We start from the raw sequence: 22,499 nt of genomic DNA on the forward strand, positions 1-22,499 counted from the left end.
CGCCGAACCGGCCGACCGCCGACCGCTCGCTCAGAAGTTGTCGTTCACGAGTGCTCGCATGTCGTCGCGCAGGCGACTCACCTGGGCGTGTTCGACGGTGTACCACTCGGCGCGCTCCTCGCCGCCGGTGAGATCGGTGTAGGTGGAGTCCCTGCGGTCGACCTCGACGCGGACTTCGAGTTCGTCGGAGAGCGGCGCGAAGATCAGTTCGAGCTCGTCGACCCGTCGGCGCCACTGGGAACCGGTCGGCTCGTACTCGAACTCCTGGACGAACGGCGCCGGGCTGTACACCGACGCCTGCTTGCAATCCGATTCACTGAACGCGAAGCCTAGCCCCTCGACGGCCTCCAGCACCGCCGCCATCTTCTCGGTCGGGACCACCTCGATGGCGTCGCGGTCCTGGGGGTCTTTCGCCCAGTCGATCTCCAGGCCGGTCTTGAGCCACACGTCGACCGCGCCCTTCGTCAGCGGCGTCACCCGCGGCAGCGTCATGCTCGCGTCCAGCCGCCGGTGGTCGTCCGGCTCGACGGTGAACGACCGCTCGGCGACCTCCTGCTGGATCGCCGTCGTCTCGTAGCCGCCGTCCTCACTGCGATAGCGGGTCTCCAGGCTAAAGTAGATCGCGTCGATCGCCTGGCTCGTCGACCCGCCCTCGATCTCGACGGTCAGGTCGACGGCCTCGCCCGGATGGAGCGTCCCTTCGTCCAGTATCGTGTCGACGGTCGCCGATCCGACCCCGAGACTCGACAGCACCTCTCGCATACCACGCCGAACCGCCGGCACCGAGATAAGCGTTCCTGTCACGCCGTTCGAAAGTGGTGACTGTTGCCAACGCTCATGGTCGCGCCGCGCGTAGGGCGGACGATGCACGAGCGCGACTTCATGGCGGGGACGCGGGGGACGATGGCCGTCGACTGGGAGGAGCGCATCGACACCCAGCGGCTGCGCCGCGAGCGCCGCGAGCGCGTGCTCGACCGGCTGGACGACTCGCCGCTCGGCGCCCTGCTGCTCGTCTCGGACCCCGACATCCGCTACGTGACGGGGCTGGCGATGACCGGCGGGAGCGGCGCGGACCACTACACCCTCCTGACCGAGGACGGCGACGTGGTCCACTGGGACACCGCCGACCACGCCGCGAACCAGCGGTACAACTGCCCGTGGCTGGACGACGTTCGCTACGCCGCGCCGGGGCTGGGGAACGTCCCCCGGGCTTCGGGCAGCGACTCCGCGCGGGCCTTCCTCGCCGGGAAGATGGCGGATCTCGTGGCCGACGCGATGGCCGACTACGGCGTCGCCGACCTCCCGCTCGGCGTCGACGTCGGAGCCCGGCGGCTGCACGACGCGCTCGACGAACGGGGGATAGCGACCCGAACGGAGGAAGCGGTCGACCTGATGCACGACGCCCGGAAGACCAAGACCCGCGACGAGGTCGAGTGTCTCCGGCAGGTCGCCGCGATCTGCGAGGCGGGCTTCCAGCGGATCAAAGAGACCGCTCGTCCCGGTCAGCGCGAGTCGGAAGTGTGGGGCGAGGCCGTCCGGGAGCTCTGGCGCCACGGCGCGACCGTCGGCGGGGGGTATCTCACTTCGGGGCCGAACACCTGGCCGAAACACCAGGCCAACACGACCGACCGCGCGATGCGCCCCGGCGACCTCGTCTACGCCGACTTCTACAACGTCGGCTACCTCGGCTATCGCTCCTGTTACTACCGCACCTTCGCCCTCGGCGAGCCGACCGACGCCCAGCGGGACGCGTACGAAACCGCCGTCGAGAACCTCTATCGAGTCCTGGAGCGCATCGAACCCGGCGTCACGACCGACGAGGTGGCCGCGGCGTTCCCGGACATGGCGGGCGAACACGCCGAGTGGTACGACGCCGACGAGCACTGGCAGCTGACGACGAACCACTGGGCGCACGGACTGGGCCTGCAGCTCTACGAAGTGCCGCTGATCTGGCGGGGCGTCTCGCCCGACCACCCCATCGAGATCGAGGCGGGCATGACGATGGCCGTCGAGACGCAGGAGCCGGCCGACCGACAGGGCGTCCGCGTCGAGGAGATGGTCGTCGTCCGCGAGGACGGCGTCGAGGTGCTGAGCCAGTGGCCGGTCGAGGAGATCACCCAAATCGACTACTGAGGGAGAACAGCCCGTCCGCGGCTATTTCACCGCGGCGGCCGAACGGCCGCCATGGACCTCGGCACCGGGCTGTTCACCTGCCAGCGCCGTCCGGACGACGACCGCACTCACGAGGCCATCTACGACGAGATGCTCGAACTCGCCGGCGTCGTCGACGACGCCGGCCTCGACTCGGCGTGGGTCTCCGAACACCACTTCGCCGACGACGGCTACCTCTCGGGGACGACGCCCGCGCTCGGCGCGCTCGCCGCCGCGACCGACGACGTCGCTATCGGGACCTGCATCGCCCTCGCACCGCTGTACGACTCCGTCCGCCTCGCCGAGGACGCCGCCACCGTCGACCTCCTCTCCGACGGACGCCTCGCGGTCGGCCTCTCCATCGGCTACCGCGACGCCGAGTTCGCGAACTTCGGCGTCCCGAAGGCCGAACGCACCGAGCGCACCGCGGAGGCCGTCGACGTCCTGCGCGGCGCGTGGTCGGAGGGTCCGCTCGGCGTCGACTCCGAATTTCACGACATCGACCCGGAGACCACCGTCACACCCAAACCCGCCGGCGACCCGCCGATATTCCTCGGCGGCGCGGCCAGGCCCGCGGTCCGCCGGGCGGCCCGCATCGGGGACGGCTGGTGCGCCCCCTCGTCGCTCTCGCTGGAGGGGGTCCGGAAGCGAGTCGAGGACATCCGGCGCGTCCGTGACGAGGAAGGGATCGACGGCGATTTTCAGATCTACGTCATCAAGCACGGGTTCGTCGGCGAGTCCGCGGAAGCCGCCTGGGAGGCGATGCGCGACGGCTACTTCTACCTCCAGCGGCGCTACGCCGAGTGGTACGAGGGCGAACCGATCGACGAACTCCCCGAGGACCGCCGCGCGGAGTTGAAAGACGAGGCCGTCTTCGGCACGCCCGACGAGGTGGTCGCGGAGTTGGCGCGCTACGGGGAGGCGCTCGGCGACGATATCCACGTCATCCTGCGGACCTACTACCCCGGGATCGGTACCGACGCGATGGCCGAGTGCATTCGGCGGTTGGGCGACGAGGTCGCCCCCAGAGTGTGAGTGGCGGGAGTGTTCGAGCCAGCGCGGAGACCTACCGCTGCGTGAAGACAGCCCAGGGAACGGTCTGGACCACAGAATTTTACCCACCCGTCTGACACTACGGCGGTATGAGCGACGCCGACGACGGCAGGAAGCAAATACTGACCGCGCTGCGGGGGATCGCGATTATCCTCTTTAGCCTCCACCTGTCCTTGTTTTACGTACACGAGGGAGAGACCGCCGCCGCTGTGTACAGGATCGGCCTCGGTTTGGGCGGGGTCGGTCTGGTGGTCGTCTTACTGTCGGTCCGCCGTCCGTAGCGCTATCACGCCGCCCAGTCCGCAAATGGTTCGTTCGCCCTGGTCACAGACGATTCGAACGAGTCAGTGACCCACTCCAGCGCCGCGATACGAGCGACCGGGACCGAGAGGCGAGACAGCGAGCTCCCAAGTGAGCCTCACTCGCTCGCGCCGGTCTTGTACACTCCCCGGGCGCTGGCGAGGTGGGTGTCGCCATCGCCGCCGGAGTCGTCGGCGTAGACGTCGACGTCGACGACGCCCACGTCGCTCCCCTGCCGGAGTACGTCGGCCTCGGCGGTCAGGTCTCCGGTTCCCGCTTCGAGGTAGTCCATCCGCATGTCCACGGTCGGAACCGGCCGGTCGACCAGCGAGACCAGCGCCGCGCCGCCGACCGTGTCCGCGAGGGTGTACGTCACCCCGCCGTGGGCGAGCACGCGCTCGCTATGCCACGACAGTTCGTCGCGCATCTCCAGGCGCCCCTCGGCGTGGCCGTCGTCGATCTCCGTGAGTTCGATCCCGAGGAGGTCCGCGAACGGCATCTCCTCGAAGAAGCTCTCGACGTCCATGTGCGAGTGGTTCGGGTCGGCTCTGTGTAAATCTCCGGGCGAGGTGTATGAGATGTTCGTGCCCGAATCTCTACGACGGCCACCACCGCACTCGGGATCACCGTGCAAAGCAGCGTGAAAGCCCCGACGCGTTCGACTCGCGCGCCTCGCTGCGCGCGCTCCCTGCGGTCGCGTGCTTGCTTCGTCGGGCTTCGCCGAACGCGTCGCCCCTTTCATTCCCACCCGTGTCGGCTGCTTCGACAGTCTGTGCGGGTCGGGGCTTTCACGCTGTTCTCGGATCTGCGGTCCCCCGCGGTGCCGTGACCGTATTCACCAGATCCTCAAATCCGACCCGTCAGATCGGCGGCCATGACGAAGTCGGGGTCTTCGCTGACGGGGATGCCGGCGTAGGCGGCGTCGGAGACGTGCCGGGGCGTCTCGGGGATCAGCACTCTGGTCCGGTCGGCCCCCATCTCCGCGGCGTCACACGCGATGGCGGCGAACAGCGCCTGCGCGGCGGGCACGCCGTCCCACGCGCCGACGCCGTACTCGACCCACAGCTCGGTCTCTCCCTCACCCCCACCCTCCCCGTCACCGCTCTCGCGCTCGTAGTCCCGCGTCCGGTACGCGGCGCCGCGGGTCCCGTCGGCGTCCTGCACGGCGAAGACGGCGGTCTCGTCGGCGGCCTCGCGGAATCGCTCGCGCGGACACTCCGAGAGCGCCCACGACTCCTCGGGGTCGAGCGCGAGGCCGGCGAGTTCGCGGCTCGCGTCGCTGCGCTGCCAGTAGCTCCACGCCGCGTCGGGGTCTGGGATCACGTCGAACTCGGTTCCGCCGTCCCCGTCAGCCCTCTCGTCCAGCCGGGCGTCCGTGCCCGGGTCGGGGTGGGCCCACCGGAACTCCGTGGCGGGGTCGTAGCCGACGCCGCGGGCCGCGCCGAGGCCGGCGACGTTCCACGAGAACACCATGTTCCGGCAGACCGTCGCACCGCGTTCGCGCGCCCAGTCGAAACACGCGTCGTTCATCGCCTCGGCGACGCCCTTCGCCCGGGCGTCCTCGTCGACGCGCATCCCCTGGGCCCAGGCCTCGTGCTCGGAGAGCAGGACGACCTGACAGACGCCGATCACGCGCCCGTCCTCCTCGGCGACGACGGTGCGCTGGCCGGGGCCGTCGCTCTCGACCCACTCGGGGAACACGTCGGCGATGTAGTCGCCGCGGTCGAAGCGGTCGCCCCACGTGTCGCTGGTGAACGCCGCGACGTCCTCGTGGTCGGCGGCGTGCGCCTGTCGTACCTCCATCGCGACCACTCAGGTCCAGGGGACCGATCGGTCCTGGATCTCGCCCGCGAGCGAGGTCGACATGGCCTCCTCGACGCTCTCGACGTTCGCGAGCGCCCACATCAGCTTCACCTTCGCCGTCCCGGGGAGCGTGTCCTCGCCCTCGACGATGCCCGCCTCCAGCAGGTCGCGCCCGGTGTCGTACACCCGGTCGCAGACCCGCCCTTCGAGGCACTGGCTCGTCATCACGACGGTCGTCCCGTCGTCGACCAGCTCCTCGATAGTCGGGATCCAGTCGGTGTGGACGTGCCCCAGTCCCGTGCCTTCGAGCACGACGCCCGACTTCCCGTCGAGGGCGTCGAGGAAGGCGGGATCGGTGCCGGGTGTGAACTTCAGGAGTTCGACGTCTGTCTCGATGTCGGTGTCGGCGTCGAGTTCGGTCGCGCCGCGCTCGCGGTACTCGCGGCGGAAGGTGATCTCGGGGTCGCCGTCGACGCCGTAGTCGGCCTCGCCGAGCGGCTTCGCGCCGACCGTCTCGAAGGCGTCCCGACGGGAGGTGTGGTTCTTCCGCGCGCGGACGCCGCGGTGGAGGGCGCAGCGGTCGTCTGACTCGCTGGCGTGCATGCAGATGAGGACCTCCGCGCAGTCGGACTTGGCAGCCTCGACGGCGCAGACGGCGTTCATTACGTTGTCCGAGGACGGGCGGTCCGCCGAGCGCTGGCTCCCCGTGAAGACGACGGGGACCGGCGTGTCGAGCATGAACGCCATCGCGCTGGCGGTGAACTGCATGGTGTCGGTGCCGTGCATGACGACGACGCCGTCCGCGCCGGCCTCGATCTCCTCGTGGATCGCGTGGGCCAGGTCCTGCCAGACGTCCGGCGTCATGTTCTCCGAGAGGATGTTGGCGACGACGCGACCGCGGTAGTTCGCCATCCCCGCGAGGTCCGGGACGGCGCGGAGCACGTCCTCGGCGTCGAACTGCGCGGTGACCGCGCCGGTCCGGTAGTCGACCGTCGAGGCGATGGTCCCGCCGGTCGAGATGAGCGATATCGTTGGCAGGTCGTCGTCGAACTCGATGGTCGACTGCTCGCTCTCGGCCTGGGCGTCTTCGACGTCGTAGACGTCCGATTCGAGGACTTCCACGTCGGCCTCCTCGCGGTCGACGCCGACGTTGTACCCCCCTTCGAGCTTGACGACCAGGTGCTCGCCGGTCGTCGAGGGCATCAGGACCCCCTCGTGCGTCTGGCCCGCGCGCTCGACGCGGACGCGGTCTCCTGCGTTCATGGTCCGGGGTACCGCCGCCGCCAACTTCAACCCCCTCATTTCACCGCCCGCCCACTCAGGGCCGGAACACCGGCCGGATCATCCCGTCTTCCTTCTCGCGGAACATCCGGTAGGCTTCCGGGCCGTCCTCCAGCGCGAACTCGTGGGTCGCCAGGTAGGAGGGGTCCATCTCCCCCTCGACGGCGAGGTCGAGCAGGTCGGGGACGTACCGCTGGCCGTGCTGCTGGGCGGTCTTCACGGTGATCCCCTTGTTCATCAGGACGCCGAGCGGGAACTTGTCCATCAGGCCGTAGACGCCCAGGATCGACAGGGTGCCGCCCTTCCGGCAGGCGACCATCGCCTGCCGGAGCGCCTCGCCGCGGTCGGTGTGCAGGCCGAACTGCTGTTTCGCGCGGTCGTAGCGGTGGGCGAGGCCGGTCCCGTGGGCCTCCATCCCGACGGCGTCGATGCAGGCGTCCGGGCCCCGTCCGCCGGTCATCGCGTCCAGTCGCTTGACGACGCTGTCGGCCTCCGTGTAGTCGATGGTCTCCGCGCCGGCGTGCTCGCGGGCCGCGTCCAGGCGCTCGGGGAAGCGGTCGATGGCGATCACCTGCTCGGCGCCCATGAGGTCGGCGCTCTGCTGGGCCATGAGGCCGACGCCGCCGCAGCCCCACACGGCGACGGTGTCGCCGTCCTCGATGTCGCAGAAGTCCGCGCCCATGTAGCCCGTCGGCCACGCGTCGGAGGCGAACAGCGCCTGCGTGTCGTCGAGTTCGTCCGGGACCTCGAAGCAGTTCTCGTCGGCGTGGGGCACGCGGATGTACTCGGCGTGCGAGCCGGCGTACCCGCCGAAGGCGTGCGTGTAGCCGTAGATCCCGGCGGTCGAGTCGCCGAGGATCGGCTCCTGCATTTCGGCGTTGGGGTTGGTGTTGTCACAGAGCGACCAGAGGTCGTCCCGGCAGTAGGCGCAGGCGCCACAGCCGATGAACGAGGGGACGACCACGCGCTGGCCGGCCTCGACGTCCTCGACGGCCTCGCCGGTCTCGGCGACCTCGCCGACGAACTCGTGGCCGAGCACGTCACCCTCGCGCATGGTCGGGATGTAGCCGTCGACGATGTGCAGGTCCGATCCGCAGGCCGTCGAGGCCGTCACCCGCAGGATGGCGTCCTTGGGGTTGACGAGCGACGGTCGCGGGACGGAGTCGACGCGGAGGTCGTCGGTGCCGTGCCAGCAGAGCGCCCGCATCGATCCGATGCCGGTCGCGCCCGCCCCGCTCGTGGCGTCGCTCACACCAGATCGCCCTCCCCGCGGGCCGACGGGTTGTGTTCGAGCGTCGGGATCTCGCCCGTCTCGACGAGGCTCTTGAACCGGCGGAGCGCCGTCCCCGCGGCCGCGTCGGGGAGGAGGTCGAACCGCTCGGCCAGCGCGGTGCCGACGCGCCCGCCCGGCGGGTCGAAGCGCAGGTGGAGCGTCACCTCGGTCTCCTCGCCGTTCTCGCGCGACTTGAACCGGACCGACCCCTCGTTGGGGATCCGCGCGCCGGGGAGGGACTTCCAGCGGAGGAACTCGCCCGGCTCGGCGGCGACGGTCTCGGCGTCCCACTCGACGGTGGTGTTCCGGGGGCCGCCGACGGCCCAGTGCTGGCGGTCCTCGCCGATCCGGTCGACCTCGGCGAAGTGCGCCCAGATCTGCTCGTGCGTCTCCGGGTCGCGCCAGTGGTCGTACAGCTCCTCGGCCGGCCGTTCGATCGTGATCGAGCGCTGGACCTCGGGCGCGTCGAGGGGTGCCCCCGTCGGGGACTGCTCCTGGCGGGCGCTCCAGTTGCCGGAACCGCCGGTCGAGTCGCCGCCGCGGATCGCCCGATTCAGCAGCCATCCCCCCGCGATGGCCGCAGCGATGCCGCGGATCGACCGCTTGCTGATCCCGTAGAGGAGGAGCGCGCCGCCGGCGATGCCGGCCGCGGCGCGTCGCTGTTTTCCCGTGTCGGTTCCACTGTTCGGACCGCCGGATCTCCCGGCGTCCGACGATTCGCGTTCGCCCGGCTGTGTGGTCTGGCTGGTCATGGAAAGCTCACCCGCACGGCTCACGGGCCGCCGCGGCCGTGCGCTGGCGCGCCGACGCCGTTCGCGTCGGGTTCGGGCGACGACGCTCGGATCCGATCCTCGGGCGGTCTCCCCGTCAGTCTCCGCCCTGCACCAGCAGGCAGCGAGTCCGGGCGCGGTTGGCCCTGCGGACGGAAACGCTCAGCGCCCGGCGAGGAACGACCGAACCTCGTCTGTCGCGACCGAACGCTGGTCGCGGAAGACGCAGTGACCGGCGTCGTCGACGTGGACGAGCCGACCGTCCGGGATCAGGTCGACGCTCTCGCGGTCTCGCTCCCGGGCCTGCTCGTCCACGTCGGCGCGCAGGACCAGCGTCGGCGCGTCGATGTCCGAGTAGTAGTCGGCGGGGTCGGCCCACCCGCTCCGGAACACCTCGGTGATGTTCGCGCTGACGCGCAGGCGGGCGTCGGCGAGCAGACTCGCGAGTTCCTCCTGACCGGCCTCGACGTGGCCCGCGAGTTCGTCGTCGGCCTCCAGCAGCTCGGCCTTCGAGTGGTCGTGCCACCACAGCACCTGCTCGCGGACGCCCTCGATCTCCTCCTCGTCGAGGCCGTCGTCGCCGCGGTTGTCCCGGTTGTGCGCGAGCAGTCCGGCGGGGTCGACGGCGACGACCGCCCGCGGTCGGTCGGGGTAGTTCGCCGCGGTCGCGAGCACGGTGTCGCCGCCCATCGAGTGGCCCAGCAGGAGCGGGTTCTCGATGCCGAGTTCGTCGAGCAGCCCCACGAGGTCGGCGGCGCGGTCGTCGGCGCCGTAGCCCGACTCCGGCGCGTCGGACTGGCCGTGGCCGCGAGCGTCGTAGAGGACCACGTCGTACTCGTCTTCGAGGTCGCGGGCGAGCGGGATCCGGGCGAGCCCGTCGTCGAAGACGCCGTGGGCGACGACCAGCGGCGGGCCGTCGCCGCCGGTCCGCGCGTAGTGCAGTCGTACCCCGTCGTCCACCTCGACGAAGCCCTCGGTCCACTCCTCCGGCAGCCGCGTCTCGACTGTCATGTCACCCCGTACGCGGATCGCCCGCAAAAACGTGCGGGCGCCGGAAACCGACGGCGGGATCCGTCGGTCGAGACGCGACCGCCGCCGGAGGTTGTGTCGCCTCTGCGGGGACGGGAGGAAAAGGCACATGGGGCCTCGGCGCGGAGTGGCGAGTATGTCAGAGCGGACGGACGAACGGACGTCCGGGGACGACGTCGACGACCTCCTCGACGACGAGTTCGCCGGAGATATCGACGCCAGCGGCGGCGACGACGTCGGTCTCGGCGACGACGAACTCGGCGTCGACGTCGACGCGCTGACGACCGACGTGGGCGCGAGCGGGGGGTCGAACGCGGACGCCGCCGATCCGTCCGCGACCGAGTCGGACTCGGCGTCGGGGCCGGGGCTGCTGTCGCGGCTGACCCCCTCGCTGAGCCGTCCGTCGCTCTCGCTGCCGAGCCTCGCGCCCGACGTTCCCTCCGCCCGCTCGTTCCTGCTCGCCCTCGTCGTCGTGATCGGCGGGATGCTGGCGGGAAGCGCGGTCCCGCTCGTCGGCACGCTCGCCGGCGTCGCCGGCATCTTCCTCGGGGCCTTCGTCCTCGGACTGGCGAGCGGCCAGCGCCGGTACCTCCCGGTCGCCGTCGCGGGCGCGGCGGCCGCGGTCGTCTCCATCACGTCCGGCGCGTTCGTCCGGTTCGCCCTCCTCTCGGACCTCGGCCTGACGCAGTTCGCGGCCGTCGGCGCCACGACGGGCATCCTCGTCGCCGTACTCGGCCACTACTTCGGCCGGGACCTGCGCGACGGGCTGACCCGCGACGTTTAATTCCCCGGCACGAACACGGTCGGTCCATGGACTCCGAGGGCGGTCCGGTCGACGTACTCCGCTACCACACCGACGACGGGCCGGTCTACCGAACTATCGAGGCGGGCCGCGGCGAGGCCGTCGTCGGCGCGCACGAACGGGAACTCCGTAAACGGCGGCTCCTGCGGTACCTGATCGCGGGGGCCGTCGCGCTCGCGAGTGCCGGCTACGGTGCGCTCGCCGACTCGCTCCTGCTCGGCGTGGCCGGCGGCGCCCTGTTCGTCGGCGTGGTGTCCGTCACGGGCGCGGACGACGAGGAACTTGTCCCGAAACTGGTCGAACAGGACATCGACAGGCGCGACGCGGAACGGAGATACGAGATCGAAGGCGACTGAGCGGAGCGCCGACCCGGAGCGCCGTGTGGCCGCGGCAGTCGACGCGACCGCGCGGGCGTACCGTCCCTCTCACTCGGGCAGGCGCCACTCGCCGTCGTCGCGCTCGGCGATGCCTTCCTCCGCCAGCCGTTCGAGGGCCTCCTCGACGACTTCCGGTGGCGCCTCGACCCGGCGGCTGACCTCCTCGACGGTCCCCGAGCGCGTCGCGAGCGCCGAGACCACGTCGCCGAGCAGGCGGGCGTCCTCGCCCTCGAACTGGTCGGTGAGTTCCTCCATGACCTCGGAGAGCCGGCCGTGGACCCACCGCTGAGCGAGCGACAGTTCCCGGTCGAGGTCCTGCAGGCGGTCGAGTTCCGCCGCGAGTTCGCGGGCGTCGCGGCCCTCCTCGACCTCGGCGTCGATAGAGACGTGCCGGCAGGACGCCACGTCGATGGAACTGCCGGGATAGGCGCTCTTGGTCCCGAACTGGTACGGCGAAACGGTGACCTCCAGCCGGAGGTTCCGGGCGATGCGGAAGTACTTCCGGCGCTGGTCGTCGACGCTGCTCTCGACGAGGCCCGCGTCGTCGAGGCGTTCGAGGTGGTCGATGACCGCCTTCGGGCTCACGCCGATGTACTCGCTGATCTCCGTGACGTAACAGGGCTTGTGCGCGAGCAGCCGGAGGATCCGCCGACGGTTGGCGTTGCCGAGCAGGTCGAGCAGTTCGGCGGAGTCCATTCACCTGAGGTTCGCGGTCGAGACTGATAAGCGTATCCCACCGTTCCGACGCCGTCTCGCGGCCGGCGCCGCTCACGGGACGGCGCCGGGCGGCGGGGATCCGTCACCGCTCCGGTTCCGGGGACAGTCGCCCGAACGCGTGGGCGGCCAGCCCCACGGCGAGGAGGGACGTCCCGACGCTCCCGGCGATCAGCACGAGTCCGGGCTCGTACCGGAGCGGGGGGTGGAGTCCGAAGCCGTAGTCCAGCACGTCGTTGACCAGGGTGAGTGCCAGGGCGAGGGCCAGCGCGCCGGGCGTCGTCCGGCCGAAGTGCGGGAGCAGGTACGCCTCCGGGACGAACAGGACGTGGGTCACGAGGACGCCGAAGTACCGCCAGAGGTCGGGGAAGTACAGGCCGACGTGGAGGTTGAGGGCGAGCGCCGTCCACAGGCCGGTCTCGACCAGCCAGACGAACGCGATCGTGTGCAGGTACGCGAGGACGAGGTTGGTCGGCGCAGCGTCGAGTCGCTTCCCGAGGTTCGGCAGCAGCGTCGCCAGCGCGAGCGCCATCAGCAGCGTCGCGACCGGCGAGTCCATGTACAGCGGCCAGGCCAGCGTCTCCACCTCGGGCAGGGTCGGGAGGTAGAAGAAGACGCCGACGAAGACGCCGGCGACGTTGGCGAAGACGAGCCAGACTAGGCTGGGCGCGTTCTCCAGGTAGTACCGCGCCCACCGCCGCGGGATCACGTCCGTCCGGCCCTCGCCGGCCAGCGGCCACTCCATGCCCGACGAGGTGGGTGCCGGATACAAAGCCGTGTCGAACACCGGGGCGAGCGCCGAAACGGCGTCGTCGCGGCCGCCTCGTGCGGTCTGAAAGCGCGGCGGTATAAGCGTACCGGGCAAGCCTTATCAGCATCCGTGCGTGTGATACACTCGCACAGCAATGTTCGAACAGTTCTCCAGCGGCTACTACCTGGGCAGGCTCTACGTCGAGCCCAGCGAGGGCGACGCGGCGGCCATCTCGCGCGCCCAGCACGAGCAGGTCAATCGGCAACTGTACGCGGACGACGGGATCCAGCGGACAGATCTCCCGCTGGTGATGAAACTGGAGAACACACACTTCACCGTATACGGGGACGACAGCGTCCCCGCGGACACCGTCGCCGTCCCCGAGGAACTCGTCGAAGCGACGCGCATCCGCAACCCGCCGTCGCTCCGGGAGGTGTTCCTCGCCAAGGCCGAGCGGGCGAAGCAACTGCTCTCGGTGGCGGCCGGGACGCCCACGAGCGACGAAGCGATAGACGAGTTCGTCCCCGACGACCCCGGTGGCGACGCGTTCGACGGCGGCTCCTTCGATGACGGCCCGTTCGACCGCGGGGGCTTCGACGGTCCGACCGGGATCTGACCGGCCGCGCCGTTCTCTGGGTCGGGCGGCTCCCCGGCGCACCGCTCCGCGCGCGGGGATCCGCCCGAGACCTGTAGTTTTAACCGCCAGCGGCGCCCCCATCCGGTGATGTTAGACCGGGTGCTCGGTCGGGCCCAGCTCAGAGAGCGCATCGAGGAGCTCGAGGAGGAGCTCGAACACCGCGAGCGCCAGCTCGAAGCCGAGCAGGAGCGCCGGGCCGACGCCGCCAGCGACCGCCAGGAGGCCGAGGAGCGGGTCAACCGCCTCGAAGACCGCATCGCCGAACTCGAAGGCGAGGTCGAGCGCCGGCGGTCGGACGAGGCCGGCGTCGACCGCTCGTTCGCACGCACCGAGACCCTGCAGGACGGCCGGCTCCGGGCGGTCCTCGACCGGCTGGAGTCCGTGGAGACCGACCCCGAGGGCGCGTTCACCGCCTACGTTCCGGACGGGCACGACCTCTCGGAGTCGGTGCGGGACGCCTTCGGCGAACGCGCCGCGCTCGTCGGGCGGGCCGCACCCTGTCTCGCCGTCACCGACGACGCCGCGCTCGTCGACGCCTGCCTCTCCGTCCCGAACCCGCCGGCGTCCTTCGCCACGTGGGACGACGAGTTCGCGTTCGAGCGGTCGTGGTTCGAGCCTACGGGGTCGTTCACCTTCGCGCTCGTCCGCTCGGATCTCTTCGCGATGGGCGAGTACGACGGCGACGAGCGGGTCGCCTACCAGGGGTTCGACTCCGACCTGAAGAGCCAACACTCGAAGGGCGGCTACTCGCAGGCCCGCTTCGAGCGCCTGCGCGACGAGCAGATCGACAACCACCTGGAACGGTGCCGGGTCGCGCTGGACGACAGCGAGACCGACCGGCTGATCGTCGTCGGCGAGCGCACGGTGCTCGACGAGTTCGAGGAGGTGGCCGACACGGTTTCGTCCGTGAGCGCGAGCGGCGACCCCGAACCGGCGCTGGAGAAGGCCTTCCGGGAGTTCTGGCGGGTGCAGTTGCGGGCGCTGTAGCGTGGATTGGAGTGCCTGGAGGATCGAACTGGGCGACAGCAACCGCAAACAGCGTAAAAGCCCCCGACCGCTCCGGTCGAGGGACTCGCTGCGCGCTTCGGTCGCTTCGCTCCCTGCAGTGCGTACGTCGTCCGTCTTCCCGAAGCGGTCGGCCCCCTTCATTCCCACCCGCATAGACTGTTGAAACGGCTGGTACGGGTGGGAATGAAAGGGGCGGCCGTCTGAACGAACCCCGACGAAGCAAGCACCGCAGGACGAAGTCCGAGGAGCGCAGCGAGGCGCGGGAGTTCAGACGGCCGGGGCTTTCACGCTGTTTGCAGTCGGGATCGAGCCGGCGGTGCTGTCGGGTACTGTTCGGCTCACAAACTCTGTTCCTCGATCCACCGTGCGATTAAATCGCCCGGCGACCAACACCCGTCCATGCGCGTCGCCATCCTCGCTCACGAGCAGTTCCCCGACCGCGCGAAGACGGCCGTCGGCGTCCTGCGGTACGGCGACGATGAGGTGGCGGCGGTCCTCGACCGAACCCGGGCCGGCGAGCGCGTCCGCGACCACGTCCCCGACGTGCAGGACGCGCCCATCGTCGCCGGCATCGACGACGTGGCCGGCCCCATCGACGCCCTGCTCGTCGGCATCGCGCCCATCGGGGGCGGGTTCGACGAGACCTGGCGGCCGGACGTTCGCGGCGCGCTGGAGCGGGGCTGCGACGTGATCGCTGGGCTCCACTACTTCCTCGCGGACGACGAGGAGTTCGCCCGACTGGCCGACGAACACGACTGCGAACTCCGGGACCTGCGCCGGCCGCCCGACGACCTGACCGTCAGCGACGGCACCGCGAGCGAGGTCGACGCCGACGTGGTCCTGACCGTCGGGACGGACTGCTCGTCGGGGAAGATGACGACGGCGTTCGAACTCGCCGAAGCGGCCCGCGAGCGGGGCGTCGACGCCGGCGTCGTCCCCACCGGCCAGACCGGCATCGCCATCGAGAACTACGGGATCGCAGTCGACCGCGTCGTCGCCGACTTCGCCGCCGGCGCGGTCGAGCGGATGGTCGAGGAGCGCGCCGCCGAGTACGACGTGCTCTTCGTCGAGGGACAGGGGTCGCTGGCCCACCCCGCGTACTCGGCCGTGACGACGGCCATTCTGCACGGGGCGATGCCCGACCGACTGGTGCTCTGCCACGTCGCCGGCCGCGAGGCCGTCCACGGCTACGAGCACGTCCCGATCCCCCCACCGGACGAGTACGCGGCGCTGTACGAGTCGATGGCCGAACCCGTTGCACCCACCGATGTCGTCGCCGGCGCGCTCAACACCCAGCGTCTCGACGACGACGCGGCCGGCGCGGCCGTCGAGGAATATGCCGAAGCCATCGGCGCGCCCGCGACCGATCCCGTCCGGTTCGACGCGGCGGAGATACTGCCCGCGGCGCTCGGCGAGGAGTGAATTTCCGTGTCTCCGGACCTTGATACGGAATTCGAGCGACTCTCGCTCCCACTCGCGGACCCGTTCACCATCGCTCGCGGCACGACCGAGACCGCCGAGAACGTCCTCGTCCGGATCAGCGACGGGACCCACGAGGGGATCGGCGCCGCCGCGCCGTCGTCGTACTACGGCGAGACGCCCGAGACGGTCGAGGCCGTGTTGCCCGAGTACCTGGAGGTCGTCGAGCGGGTCGGTGACCCCCACGCTCGCCAGCGGATCGAGCGCGAGTTGCGCCAGGTCGTCGGCCGCAACCCCGCCGCGCGGGCCGCAGTGGATATTGCCCTCGCCGACTTGGCCGCCAAACGGCTCGACGTGCCCCTGTACCGCCAGTGGGGTCTCGACCCCGCTGAGGCACCCACGTCGTCGTTCTCCATCGGGTCGGCCGATCCCGAGGAGATGCGCGCGAAGGCCGAGCGCGCGGTCGCAGACGGCTTCTCCGTCCTGAAGGTGAAACTGGGGACGGGCGAGGACGCCGAACGGCTGGCGGCGGTCCGAGAGGGCGCGCCCGAGGCGCGGATCAGGGTCGACGCCAACGGCGCCTGGACGCCCGGCGAAGCCGTCGCCAGATCCGAGACGCTCGCCGACCACGGCGTCGAGTTCGTCGAACAGCCGGTCCCCGGCGACGACGTCGCGGGGCTGCGCCACGTTCGCGAGCGCGGCGCCGTCCCGGTCGCGGCCGACGAGTCGGTCGAGACGGCGGCGGACGCGGCCCGGGTCGCGGACGCCGTGGACGTCGTCGTCGCGAAGGTCCAGAAGTGCGGGAGTCTGCGGGCGACGCGGGAAGTCGCCGCGGTCGCGCACGCCCACGGCTGCGAGGCGATGCTCGGCTGTATGGTCGCCTCGAACGCCTCCATCGCGGCGAGCGCTCACCTCGCGCCGCTGTTCGACTACGTCGACCTCGATGGGTCGCTGTTGCTCGATTCGGACCCGTTCGACGGCGTGCCGATGCCCGGGGGCGATATCGACCTCGGTGGGGTCGATCGGCCAGGAACCACGGCGGTGGATCGGTGCTGAACCTATAGCCGGTCGACGATAGCTATGTAGATACCAAGCACCAGCTCGTAGACAACATTCAGATGTTCGATTGGGACAGTATCACATGACTGAACAGCCGAGGCAATCATGTGATAGTTGGTTTGGGTGTTTTGACGGCTCTTCTGTATCAGATCATCTTATGACAACACCATGCAAAGTATTAAGTACTAACCAAACAACAACTTAACTGTGTCTGAACATACTAATGACACAAGTAGGCGGAAAGTAATAAAGAGTATTGGAGCAGGGTCTTCTGGATTGCTTTTCGCAAGTGGAACAGCTATAGCCGATAACAACAAAAAGCGGTACCGAGGAATTGCCTATGATGCAAAAACTCAATCTGTCCTCGGAAATATATCAGCAGATGTAAAATATCCGAACGAACAAAAGGTAAGAGGAAACCTCGAATTTTCACGTAGAAAAGAGGGTGTCATAGAAAGCCTCACACACGAGGACGCAGGGTGTTGGAACTGTGTCTACGAGCGCCAGCACCCTGCAAGAAGAGGGTTCTATCGACGAGTTCTTCAATGTCGTGGCTACCGAGACGCTCGCGTTGTTCGAGCATCTTGAGTTCGACTTTTTCAGCGAGTTCGACGTGTTCGCCCCCGCTCGCCGGGGGCGAACACGAGACCACCACCCACCAGAACTCTTCCGAGCGTTCCTCCACTGCTACTACAAGGACATCTACGGCATTCGCCCGGTCACACGAGAACTCCAGAACACGGTCGTCTGGCTCAGCTGTGGCTTCGATCGACCGCCCTCAAGAGACGCGGTCGATCGCTTCCTCACCGACCTCGAACACGTCGTCGACGAAGTCTTCGACCACCTCGTCGAGCAGGCCGCCGCCCGCGGCCTGCTCGACATGACCTACCGAATCGATTCGACGGACGTGCGAGCGATGCCATCCGACCCAGATGCGTCGAAGAACTACGACCCAACCGCTGAGGAGTACTATTACGGCTACGGCTGTACGATCGTCTCAACCGGCGCAAAGATCCCGATTGCAGCCGAGTTCACCGAGAGCAAACAAGCCGCAGAAGAGACGGCGATGCGCGTCACCCGTGACGCGCTCGCCGTCGCCCAGCCGATCTGGATGCTCGGTGACAGCGCCTACGACACGCTCGACTGGCACGACCTCCTGCTGACCGCAGGAGTCGTGCCAATCGCCCCGTACAACCCGCGAAACACCGACGATCCGCTCAATATCAAGTACAGAGTCGAAGACCGCATCGAGAAACACAGTGACGAGATTCAGCTCAAACAGTCGATCCTAGACGAGACGTACAACCGCCGGAGTCAGGTCGAGCGAACGAACGATGCGGTCAAGGACTGCGGCCTCGGGACGCTACGCGCCCGAGGCCGCGTCCACGCCCGAGCGCAGGTGTTCCTTGCGCTCTGCGTTCGACTCGTCGTCGCCGTCACCAACTACGAACGAGGTGACAATCCGGGAAGCACCGTCATCACGGTATGAGATGGATTCTATGACACCCTCGTAGAAAAGGCTATGATGCATCTCAATTGAAGGGTGAAATTCCAGAATACGCGAAAGTGAGTAGACTCCCATATGAAAAACTTCCTGACGACGCTGAGATCCCATCAAAGGAAGAACAAAGAAAGGAGTTGCGCAAACGCCGTGAAAGAAGTAAAAAGCGAAGTGTGAGCTTGTTAAAAGGAAAAGTTCCAGTAAAGGGAGATATCCCGGGACGGAATAAAGGAACAGAAAGGTATTATAAAATGAAGATCGGTGGCAAGTTTAAGAAGAAGAAAATACCCTCCATGGCAAAAGTAAACGATACCGGAGATCAAATCGTCGGAGAATTCAAAGCACCGAATGGTCGACAACGTGTCGGATTTACGCTGCTTCCACCAGAGTCTAGCAAGAGCCGAGCCGACATAGTTGGAGGGCTAAACAATGACTGATTACGATGTTGGAGACATCTATACTGATGAATATTCCAATAAGCGAGAATATGCGCCCGCACGAGATGTCTCTGAAGAGCAAGAGGAGTACAGGCTTGCCCAGCTTATGGAAGATAATGGGGGTTCTGATGCTTCAATCCGAGATATCAATTCAGCCGGGCAAGACTTTATTTTCCGGACTGGTTATTGGATAGACGATAAACACCCCAGTAAAGTAAATGACCGCAGTAATCTCGGGAATAATTATGCAATGGACGTTGAATTCCGGATCAATCCAAGAGATCATTCGGAAACAAGTCTAAAAGATCCACGCCCCAAAACGACAGATAGTGGTGATGGCGACATGACCGTTACTTCCCTGACAGCTACAGCTGGAGTCGGCGTAGGGCCATTCACAGCGGGAATATCTGTCTCTCACCCATTGTCAAGCAGTGCAGAGAGAGAGGTAGACAGACGCGATCATGATGAGTATGGTGATGAATGGACTATTGATTCTTGGGATACATGGCCTACCAGCCCGTCATCTCCCGACAGCAGTTCTGATATTGACGAACTTCCAACAGTAGAGTGTCAGGTAGCACCTGATGCAAATGGAAGTGATTATAGATGGATAGAGAGTGAATCTAGATTCACTTGGAAGTACTACACGATGTCCGGAGAAATCATCTATCGAGATACTGGATGGACAGGTACATCGCAATACTACATACGAACTGGCCCCGACGGGTCCTGATCTACATCTGGGCTATTTATGCCATTATTTAAATAGCCCAAAAATACATATTGATTTGACTTTATAGTAGACGTGTGAAGCGGCGTAATTTACTTGGGACAATTGCTGCGATGGGAAGTGTTGGTATCACAGGTTGCTCTACAATCGGACAGAGATCTACAGATACACCAAGATACCCGAATAGTCCTGAAGGAGTCGCCAAGAGATATTACACTGAACGGGAGCGCGAGACGATAATCGAATACATCCACTCAGAATCGGAACTGAAGGAGATCCGGTCTGAATACGCGGAAGGACGTGGTCAACACCGCGGCCCGAGGGAGATCCAAGAAATGGAACTACAGGACGAGTCCAGCGACCGAGCGGTCGTTCGAGTCACCTACAAGCACGCTGGTCCGTGCGAAGAAAAGCGGGGAAGCGACTGTACAGTTTCAACCTTCCGAGCCACGCTCAGGACGAACGAAACCGGTGCGTGGAAGATCTGGTCCGAAAGCAGCATCTGATGGACGTGGCCGCCGAGAGGCGTACTGCCGGACCGCTTACAGTCGGCCGACGGTCGCGGCGTAGACGCCGCCGAGGACGACCCCGTAGACGAGGTGCCACAGCAGCGACGGCGGCGCGAAGTTCGGGAACGGCGGCGACGCGGGCGACCCGGCCGCGGAGAGCCACACCGGCATGATCAGCGCGGCGAACACCGCCCAGGTGACGATGCCCCAGGCCGCGCCGGCGCCGACGAGTTTCCCCGTCGAATCGAGGTCGAGCGCGCCGACGATAGCGGCGAAGGCGACGCCCAGCACGGCGCCGTGGGAGACGTGGACGAACATCCCCGCGGCGGCGTTCGGCGGCGGCGCCAGCGCGTACAGCGAGGGGATCGCGACCGCGAGCGTTGGTTCGTTCGTGGCGAGGATCAGCGCGCCCATCGCGAGCGCGCCGAGGATCCCCCCGACGACGCCCGCCTGCCACGATTCGTTCGCCGTCTCGGTCTGTCCGGTCGTCTCTGTCGCAGTGGACATACTCGAACCGACTCCCGAGCAGTGAAAGAAGCCGGCGCGGGCGTGTGTCCGTGCTGTCACGGCGCACGAACGCGGTGCGGTTATGCCGGGCAACGATCCGGCAACGAACCGGCACAGGTTCCGCACGGAACCGGCGGACCGGCGGATTTCGCCCTTATATCCAATCGGCGAACGACTCGCGCTCGCGACTCAGTTCGACGTACTTCTGCTGCATCTCGGCGAGCGCCGCTTCGAGGTCGTCACCGTCGTCCAGGTGGTCTCGGACCCGCTGTTTCTTCCACACGCTGGGCGTGACTCCGGCCTCCCAGCGCGCTTCGATCGGGTCGAGGTAGCGGTCCTGCGTCTCCTCGTCGACCCCCTGCTCGTCGAGACCGCGGCGGGCGAACTCGAAGACTTCGGCGAAGATCGTCTCGGAGTCGTCGGTCCGCTCGCCGTCGGCGGTGACCCACGCGAGGTCGGCCTCAAGGCCGTCCTCGACGGCCGCGTAGAAACTCTCCTCGGCGGCCTCGTGGGGTAGATTTTCGAGCGGGTGGTCGGCGGCGACGAGCCCGCGGAGCAGCCCCGCCGTGAGCACCTGCAAACCGACGATGTCGCGGACCGTCGGCTGGGTCGGGAGCGGGCGGTACTCGATGCGCAGCGAGCGCTCGTCGCAGGCGCCGTCGACCGGGTCGCCGCCGGCGACGCCGCGGACCCACCGCCAGAACGTCCCGCGCTTGTAGTCGAACTCCCAGGCGGCACTCGTCGGGTCGCCGCCCTTCTGTCCTTCCTCTTCCACGTCGTCCTCGTCCTCTATCCACTCGCGCAGGAACGGCGCGAACGTTTCGTCGGCGACGACGTGTTCGACCGCATCTGCCGGGGAGCCGAGGTCGTCGGGGACGCGAACCTTCCGGCAGCCCTGGTTCATCGACTGCTCGAAGGCCGCGATGCGGAGTTCGTGGTGAGTGTCGTCGACGAGGCGCTCCGGGTCGACGCCGTCGCCGTAGCAGTCGCCGGGCAGGAACGGCGAGTTGGTCGACAGCGCGAGCAGCGGCCCGAGCGTCCGGACCGCGAGGTTGTGATACCGGGGGAACTCGCTCGGGTCGGGCACCTGCACGTGAGGCTGGATCGAGGTCGCGAGCGACTCGAAGAGGATCGTCCGGTAGCCCGCCGTCGCGCCCGGCACCGAGAACTCGATCTCGCCGCCCGCCCGCCGGACGGCCACGTTGTCGAGCGCGCCGTAGCGGGGGTCTTTGCGCATGTTCCTGGCGACGAGGACGGGGTCGTCGGGTCCGCCGCCGGGGACGACGATTCGGCGGTCAGTCGGCGCCGCGGCGTCGTTCGGGTCGCCGTCGGTCCCCCGGATCTCCACGTCGTCGAGGTACTCGTGGGTCCCCGGTTCGGGGGCGACGGCGGGCATCGCGTCGAGGACGATTTCGAGCCCGTGGTCGCGCGCTCGCTCGCGCGTCGCGGCGAGGTCGGCAGCCACCTCCTCGGCCTGCGCGGCGATCCCGCCGTCGTCGAACCGGCTCGGAGCGGCGTTGAGCTCGGCGTTGTGCAGGCCCAGTTCCTTGTCGGCCGGTCCCTCGTAGACGGCGTCGGGGACGGGCGCGAGCGTCGGCGACTCGCCCGTCCGATCGAGGGCGTACACTTCGAGTTCGAGGCCGAGCGTGGCGGCGTCGTTGCCGAAGGCCCCCTCCGCGAGCGCGTCGGCGAGGCGGCCGCCCTGGTCGCGGACGCGCCGGTCGAACTCGTCCGTCCCGGCGAGCGAGCGCCGGACGAGCGACACGTGGTCGGTCATTGGTGTGAGGTGGACCAGCGCGGGCAAAAAACCCGCTGGCGCGACGGGCGACCGTTCGTTCAGCTCACATGTGGCTGACGCGCGGCTGACGGGGCTTTTTGTGGGGAAACCGCCGTTGTTAGGCCGATGGCTACGTCGGCGAACGGGTATTTCGAACGCGAAGTATTGGTACAGGCGGGGCCGCTGATCTGCGCGACGACGCTCGCGCTGACGGCGGCCTTTCTGGGGATCGTCGGGATCGCGTCGGGCAACGCGGGGGGACTCGTCGGGCGACTCCCGGTCTACGTGCTCGCGGGGTCGGTCGGCTTCGTCGCCGCCCTGCTCGCCGCGGAGCACTCCGAGTACTACGGCCGCGAGGCGCTCGTCACGGCGACGTGCGTCGGGATCGTCGGCTTCGTGATGATCGGCCTCGGCACGGAGGGCGTCGTCTACGGGCTGACGAACCCCGACGCGGTCGTCGCGTCGCACCTCTCGGCGTACCTGCTGTCGGCGGCGATGATCGCCTCCGGCCTCGGGTACTGGACCGTCCGCAACTGGCGAGACGTCACCCGCGTGATGAACAAGAGCGGCCTTTGAGCGGCCGAGTCACTTCACCGGCGCGTTCTCCTGCG

24 protein-coding genes are annotated in these 22,499 nt (G+C 67.8%); 13 read left to right on the top strand and 11 right to left on the bottom strand.

Features of this window, described 5'->3' with window-relative positions; genetic code table 11:
- Positions 1-30: 30 nt before the first annotated feature.
- Complete coding sequence (locus tag PSC72_RS12890; RefSeq protein WP_274321813.1) at positions 31-762, bottom strand: sporulation protein; 732 nt, start codon at positions 760-762, stop codon at positions 31-33.
- A 102-nt stretch (positions 763-864) separates the two neighbouring features.
- On the opposite strand from PSC72_RS12890, the gene PSC72_RS12895 reads away from it, so the two are divergent.
- The 3 genes from PSC72_RS12895 (at position 865) to PSC72_RS12905 (ending at position 3,485) form a co-directional block, all read left to right on the top strand.
- Positions 865-2,133 carry a M24 family metallopeptidase gene (locus PSC72_RS12895; protein ID WP_274321814.1) on the top strand — a complete coding sequence of 423 codons (1,269 nt, stop codon included), beginning with the start codon at positions 865-867 and terminating at the stop codon, positions 2,131-2,133.
- A gap of 51 nt (positions 2,134-2,184) precedes the next feature.
- Positions 2,185-3,186 (top strand): LLM class flavin-dependent oxidoreductase, encoded by a 1,002-nt coding sequence (locus PSC72_RS12900; RefSeq protein ID WP_274321815.1) that lies wholly within the window; start codon positions 2,185-2,187, stop codon positions 3,184-3,186.
- A gap of 107 nt (positions 3,187-3,293) precedes the next feature.
- Positions 3,294-3,485: a hypothetical protein gene (locus PSC72_RS12905; protein WP_274321816.1), complete on the top strand. Its 192-nt coding sequence runs from the start codon at positions 3,294-3,296 to the stop codon at positions 3,483-3,485.
- Between the two features lie 137 nt (positions 3,486-3,622).
- Here PSC72_RS12905 and PSC72_RS12910 read toward each other — a convergent pair whose 3' ends face one another.
- The 6 genes from PSC72_RS12910 to PSC72_RS12935 all read right to left on the bottom strand — a co-directional run bounded on the left by PSC72_RS12910 (position 3,623) and on the right by PSC72_RS12935 (position 9,642).
- Complete coding sequence (locus PSC72_RS12910; protein WP_274321817.1) at positions 3,623-4,030, bottom strand: PaaI family thioesterase; 408 nt, start codon at positions 4,028-4,030, stop codon at positions 3,623-3,625.
- 320 nt (positions 4,031-4,350) lie between these two features.
- The gene (locus PSC72_RS12915; protein WP_274321818.1) at positions 4,351-5,307 is read right to left on the bottom strand and encodes a GNAT family N-acetyltransferase; all 957 of its coding nucleotides are present in this window, start codon (positions 5,305-5,307) and stop codon (positions 4,351-4,353) included.
- A gap of 9 nt (positions 5,308-5,316) precedes the next feature.
- Positions 5,317-6,570, bottom strand: coding sequence for a Glu-tRNA(Gln) amidotransferase subunit GatD (gene gatD / locus PSC72_RS12920; RefSeq protein WP_274321819.1), 1,254 nt, complete (start codon positions 6,568-6,570; stop codon positions 5,317-5,319).
- A 55-nt stretch (positions 6,571-6,625) separates the two neighbouring features.
- Positions 6,626-7,795: a zinc-dependent alcohol dehydrogenase gene (locus PSC72_RS12925; RefSeq protein WP_382261861.1), complete on the bottom strand. Its 1,170-nt coding sequence runs from the start codon at positions 7,793-7,795 to the stop codon at positions 6,626-6,628.
- Positions 7,796-7,836: 41 nt separating this feature from the next.
- Positions 7,837-8,613, bottom strand: a complete 777-nt coding sequence (locus tag PSC72_RS12930) for an SRPBCC family protein (RefSeq protein ID WP_274321821.1) — start codon at positions 8,611-8,613, stop codon at positions 7,837-7,839.
- Between the two features lie 180 nt (positions 8,614-8,793).
- Positions 8,794-9,642, bottom strand: a complete 849-nt coding sequence (locus tag PSC72_RS12935) for an alpha/beta fold hydrolase (RefSeq protein WP_274321822.1) — start codon at positions 9,640-9,642, stop codon at positions 8,794-8,796.
- A 154-nt stretch (positions 9,643-9,796) separates the two neighbouring features.
- Between PSC72_RS12935 and PSC72_RS12940 the strand changes: the two genes are divergently transcribed.
- Entirely contained in the window at positions 9,797-10,444 is a 648-nt protein-coding gene (locus PSC72_RS12940) for a hypothetical protein (protein WP_274321823.1), read from the top strand.
- Between the two features lie 26 nt (positions 10,445-10,470).
- The gene (locus PSC72_RS12945) at positions 10,471-10,818 is read left to right on the top strand and encodes a hypothetical protein (RefSeq protein ID WP_274321824.1); all 348 of its coding nucleotides are present in this window, start codon (positions 10,471-10,473) and stop codon (positions 10,816-10,818) included.
- Positions 10,819-10,887: 69 nt separating this feature from the next.
- Here the strand turns inward: PSC72_RS12945 and PSC72_RS12950 are convergent, their stop codons facing one another.
- Positions 10,888-11,535 (bottom strand): ArsR/SmtB family transcription factor, encoded by a 648-nt coding sequence (locus tag PSC72_RS12950; RefSeq protein ID WP_274321825.1) that lies wholly within the window; start codon positions 11,533-11,535, stop codon positions 10,888-10,890.
- A 103-nt stretch (positions 11,536-11,638) separates the two neighbouring features.
- A complete protein-coding gene (locus PSC72_RS12955; protein WP_274321826.1) occupies positions 11,639-12,298 on the bottom strand; it encodes a DUF1405 domain-containing protein in 660 nt (219 codons plus the stop codon).
- 160 nt (positions 12,299-12,458) lie between these two features.
- On the opposite strand from PSC72_RS12955, the gene PSC72_RS12960 reads away from it, so the two are divergent.
- The 7 genes from PSC72_RS12960 to PSC72_RS12990 all read left to right on the top strand — a co-directional run bounded on the left by PSC72_RS12960 (position 12,459) and on the right by PSC72_RS12990 (position 19,098).
- Positions 12,459-12,920 carry a DUF5802 family protein gene (locus PSC72_RS12960; RefSeq protein WP_274321827.1) on the top strand — a complete coding sequence of 154 codons (462 nt, stop codon included), beginning with the start codon at positions 12,459-12,461 and terminating at the stop codon, positions 12,918-12,920.
- Positions 12,921-13,028: 108 nt separating this feature from the next.
- Positions 13,029-13,928, top strand: a complete 900-nt coding sequence (locus PSC72_RS12965; protein ID WP_274321828.1) for a Vms1/Ankzf1 family peptidyl-tRNA hydrolase — start codon at positions 13,029-13,031, stop codon at positions 13,926-13,928.
- A gap of 420 nt (positions 13,929-14,348) precedes the next feature.
- A complete protein-coding gene (locus tag PSC72_RS12970) occupies positions 14,349-15,371 on the top strand; it encodes a DUF1611 domain-containing protein (RefSeq protein ID WP_274321829.1) in 1,023 nt (340 codons plus the stop codon).
- 6 nt (positions 15,372-15,377) lie between these two features.
- Entirely contained in the window at positions 15,378-16,424 is a 1,047-nt protein-coding gene (locus PSC72_RS12975; protein WP_274321830.1) for a dipeptide epimerase, read from the top strand.
- 493 nt (positions 16,425-16,917) lie between these two features.
- The gene (locus tag PSC72_RS12980) at positions 16,918-17,916 is read left to right on the top strand and encodes a transposase (protein WP_274321708.1); all 999 of its coding nucleotides are present in this window, start codon (positions 16,918-16,920) and stop codon (positions 17,914-17,916) included.
- 77 nt (positions 17,917-17,993) lie between these two features.
- Positions 17,994-18,365 (top strand): hypothetical protein, encoded by a 372-nt coding sequence (locus tag PSC72_RS12985; protein ID WP_274321831.1) that lies wholly within the window; start codon positions 17,994-17,996, stop codon positions 18,363-18,365.
- Positions 18,358-19,098, top strand: coding sequence for a hypothetical protein (locus PSC72_RS12990; protein ID WP_274321832.1), 741 nt, complete (start codon positions 18,358-18,360; stop codon positions 19,096-19,098). The genes PSC72_RS12985 and PSC72_RS12990 overlap by 8 nt, the downstream gene beginning before the upstream one ends.
- Positions 19,099-19,637: 539 nt before the next feature.
- Here PSC72_RS12990 and PSC72_RS12995 read toward each other — a convergent pair.
- Together PSC72_RS12995 and PSC72_RS13000 are read right to left on the bottom strand one after the other, a co-directional pair.
- Positions 19,638-20,111, bottom strand: a complete 474-nt coding sequence (locus PSC72_RS12995) for a DUF6789 family protein (protein WP_274321833.1) — start codon at positions 20,109-20,111, stop codon at positions 19,638-19,640.
- Positions 20,112-20,265: 154 nt separating this feature from the next.
- Positions 20,266-21,888, bottom strand: a complete 1,623-nt coding sequence (locus PSC72_RS13000; protein ID WP_274321834.1) for a hypothetical protein — start codon at positions 21,886-21,888, stop codon at positions 20,266-20,268.
- A gap of 126 nt (positions 21,889-22,014) precedes the next feature.
- Here PSC72_RS13000 and PSC72_RS13005 point away from each other — a divergent pair, with 126 nt between their 5' ends.
- Positions 22,015-22,464 carry a hypothetical protein gene (locus PSC72_RS13005; protein ID WP_274321835.1) on the top strand — a complete coding sequence of 150 codons (450 nt, stop codon included), beginning with the start codon at positions 22,015-22,017 and terminating at the stop codon, positions 22,462-22,464.
- Positions 22,465-22,499 lie beyond the last annotated feature (35 nt).

The sequence above is a fragment of the Halosimplex aquaticum genome (assembly GCF_028747785.1).
In the GTDB taxonomy this organism is placed as follows: domain Archaea; phylum Halobacteriota; class Halobacteria; order Halobacteriales; family Haloarculaceae; genus Halosimplex; species Halosimplex aquaticum.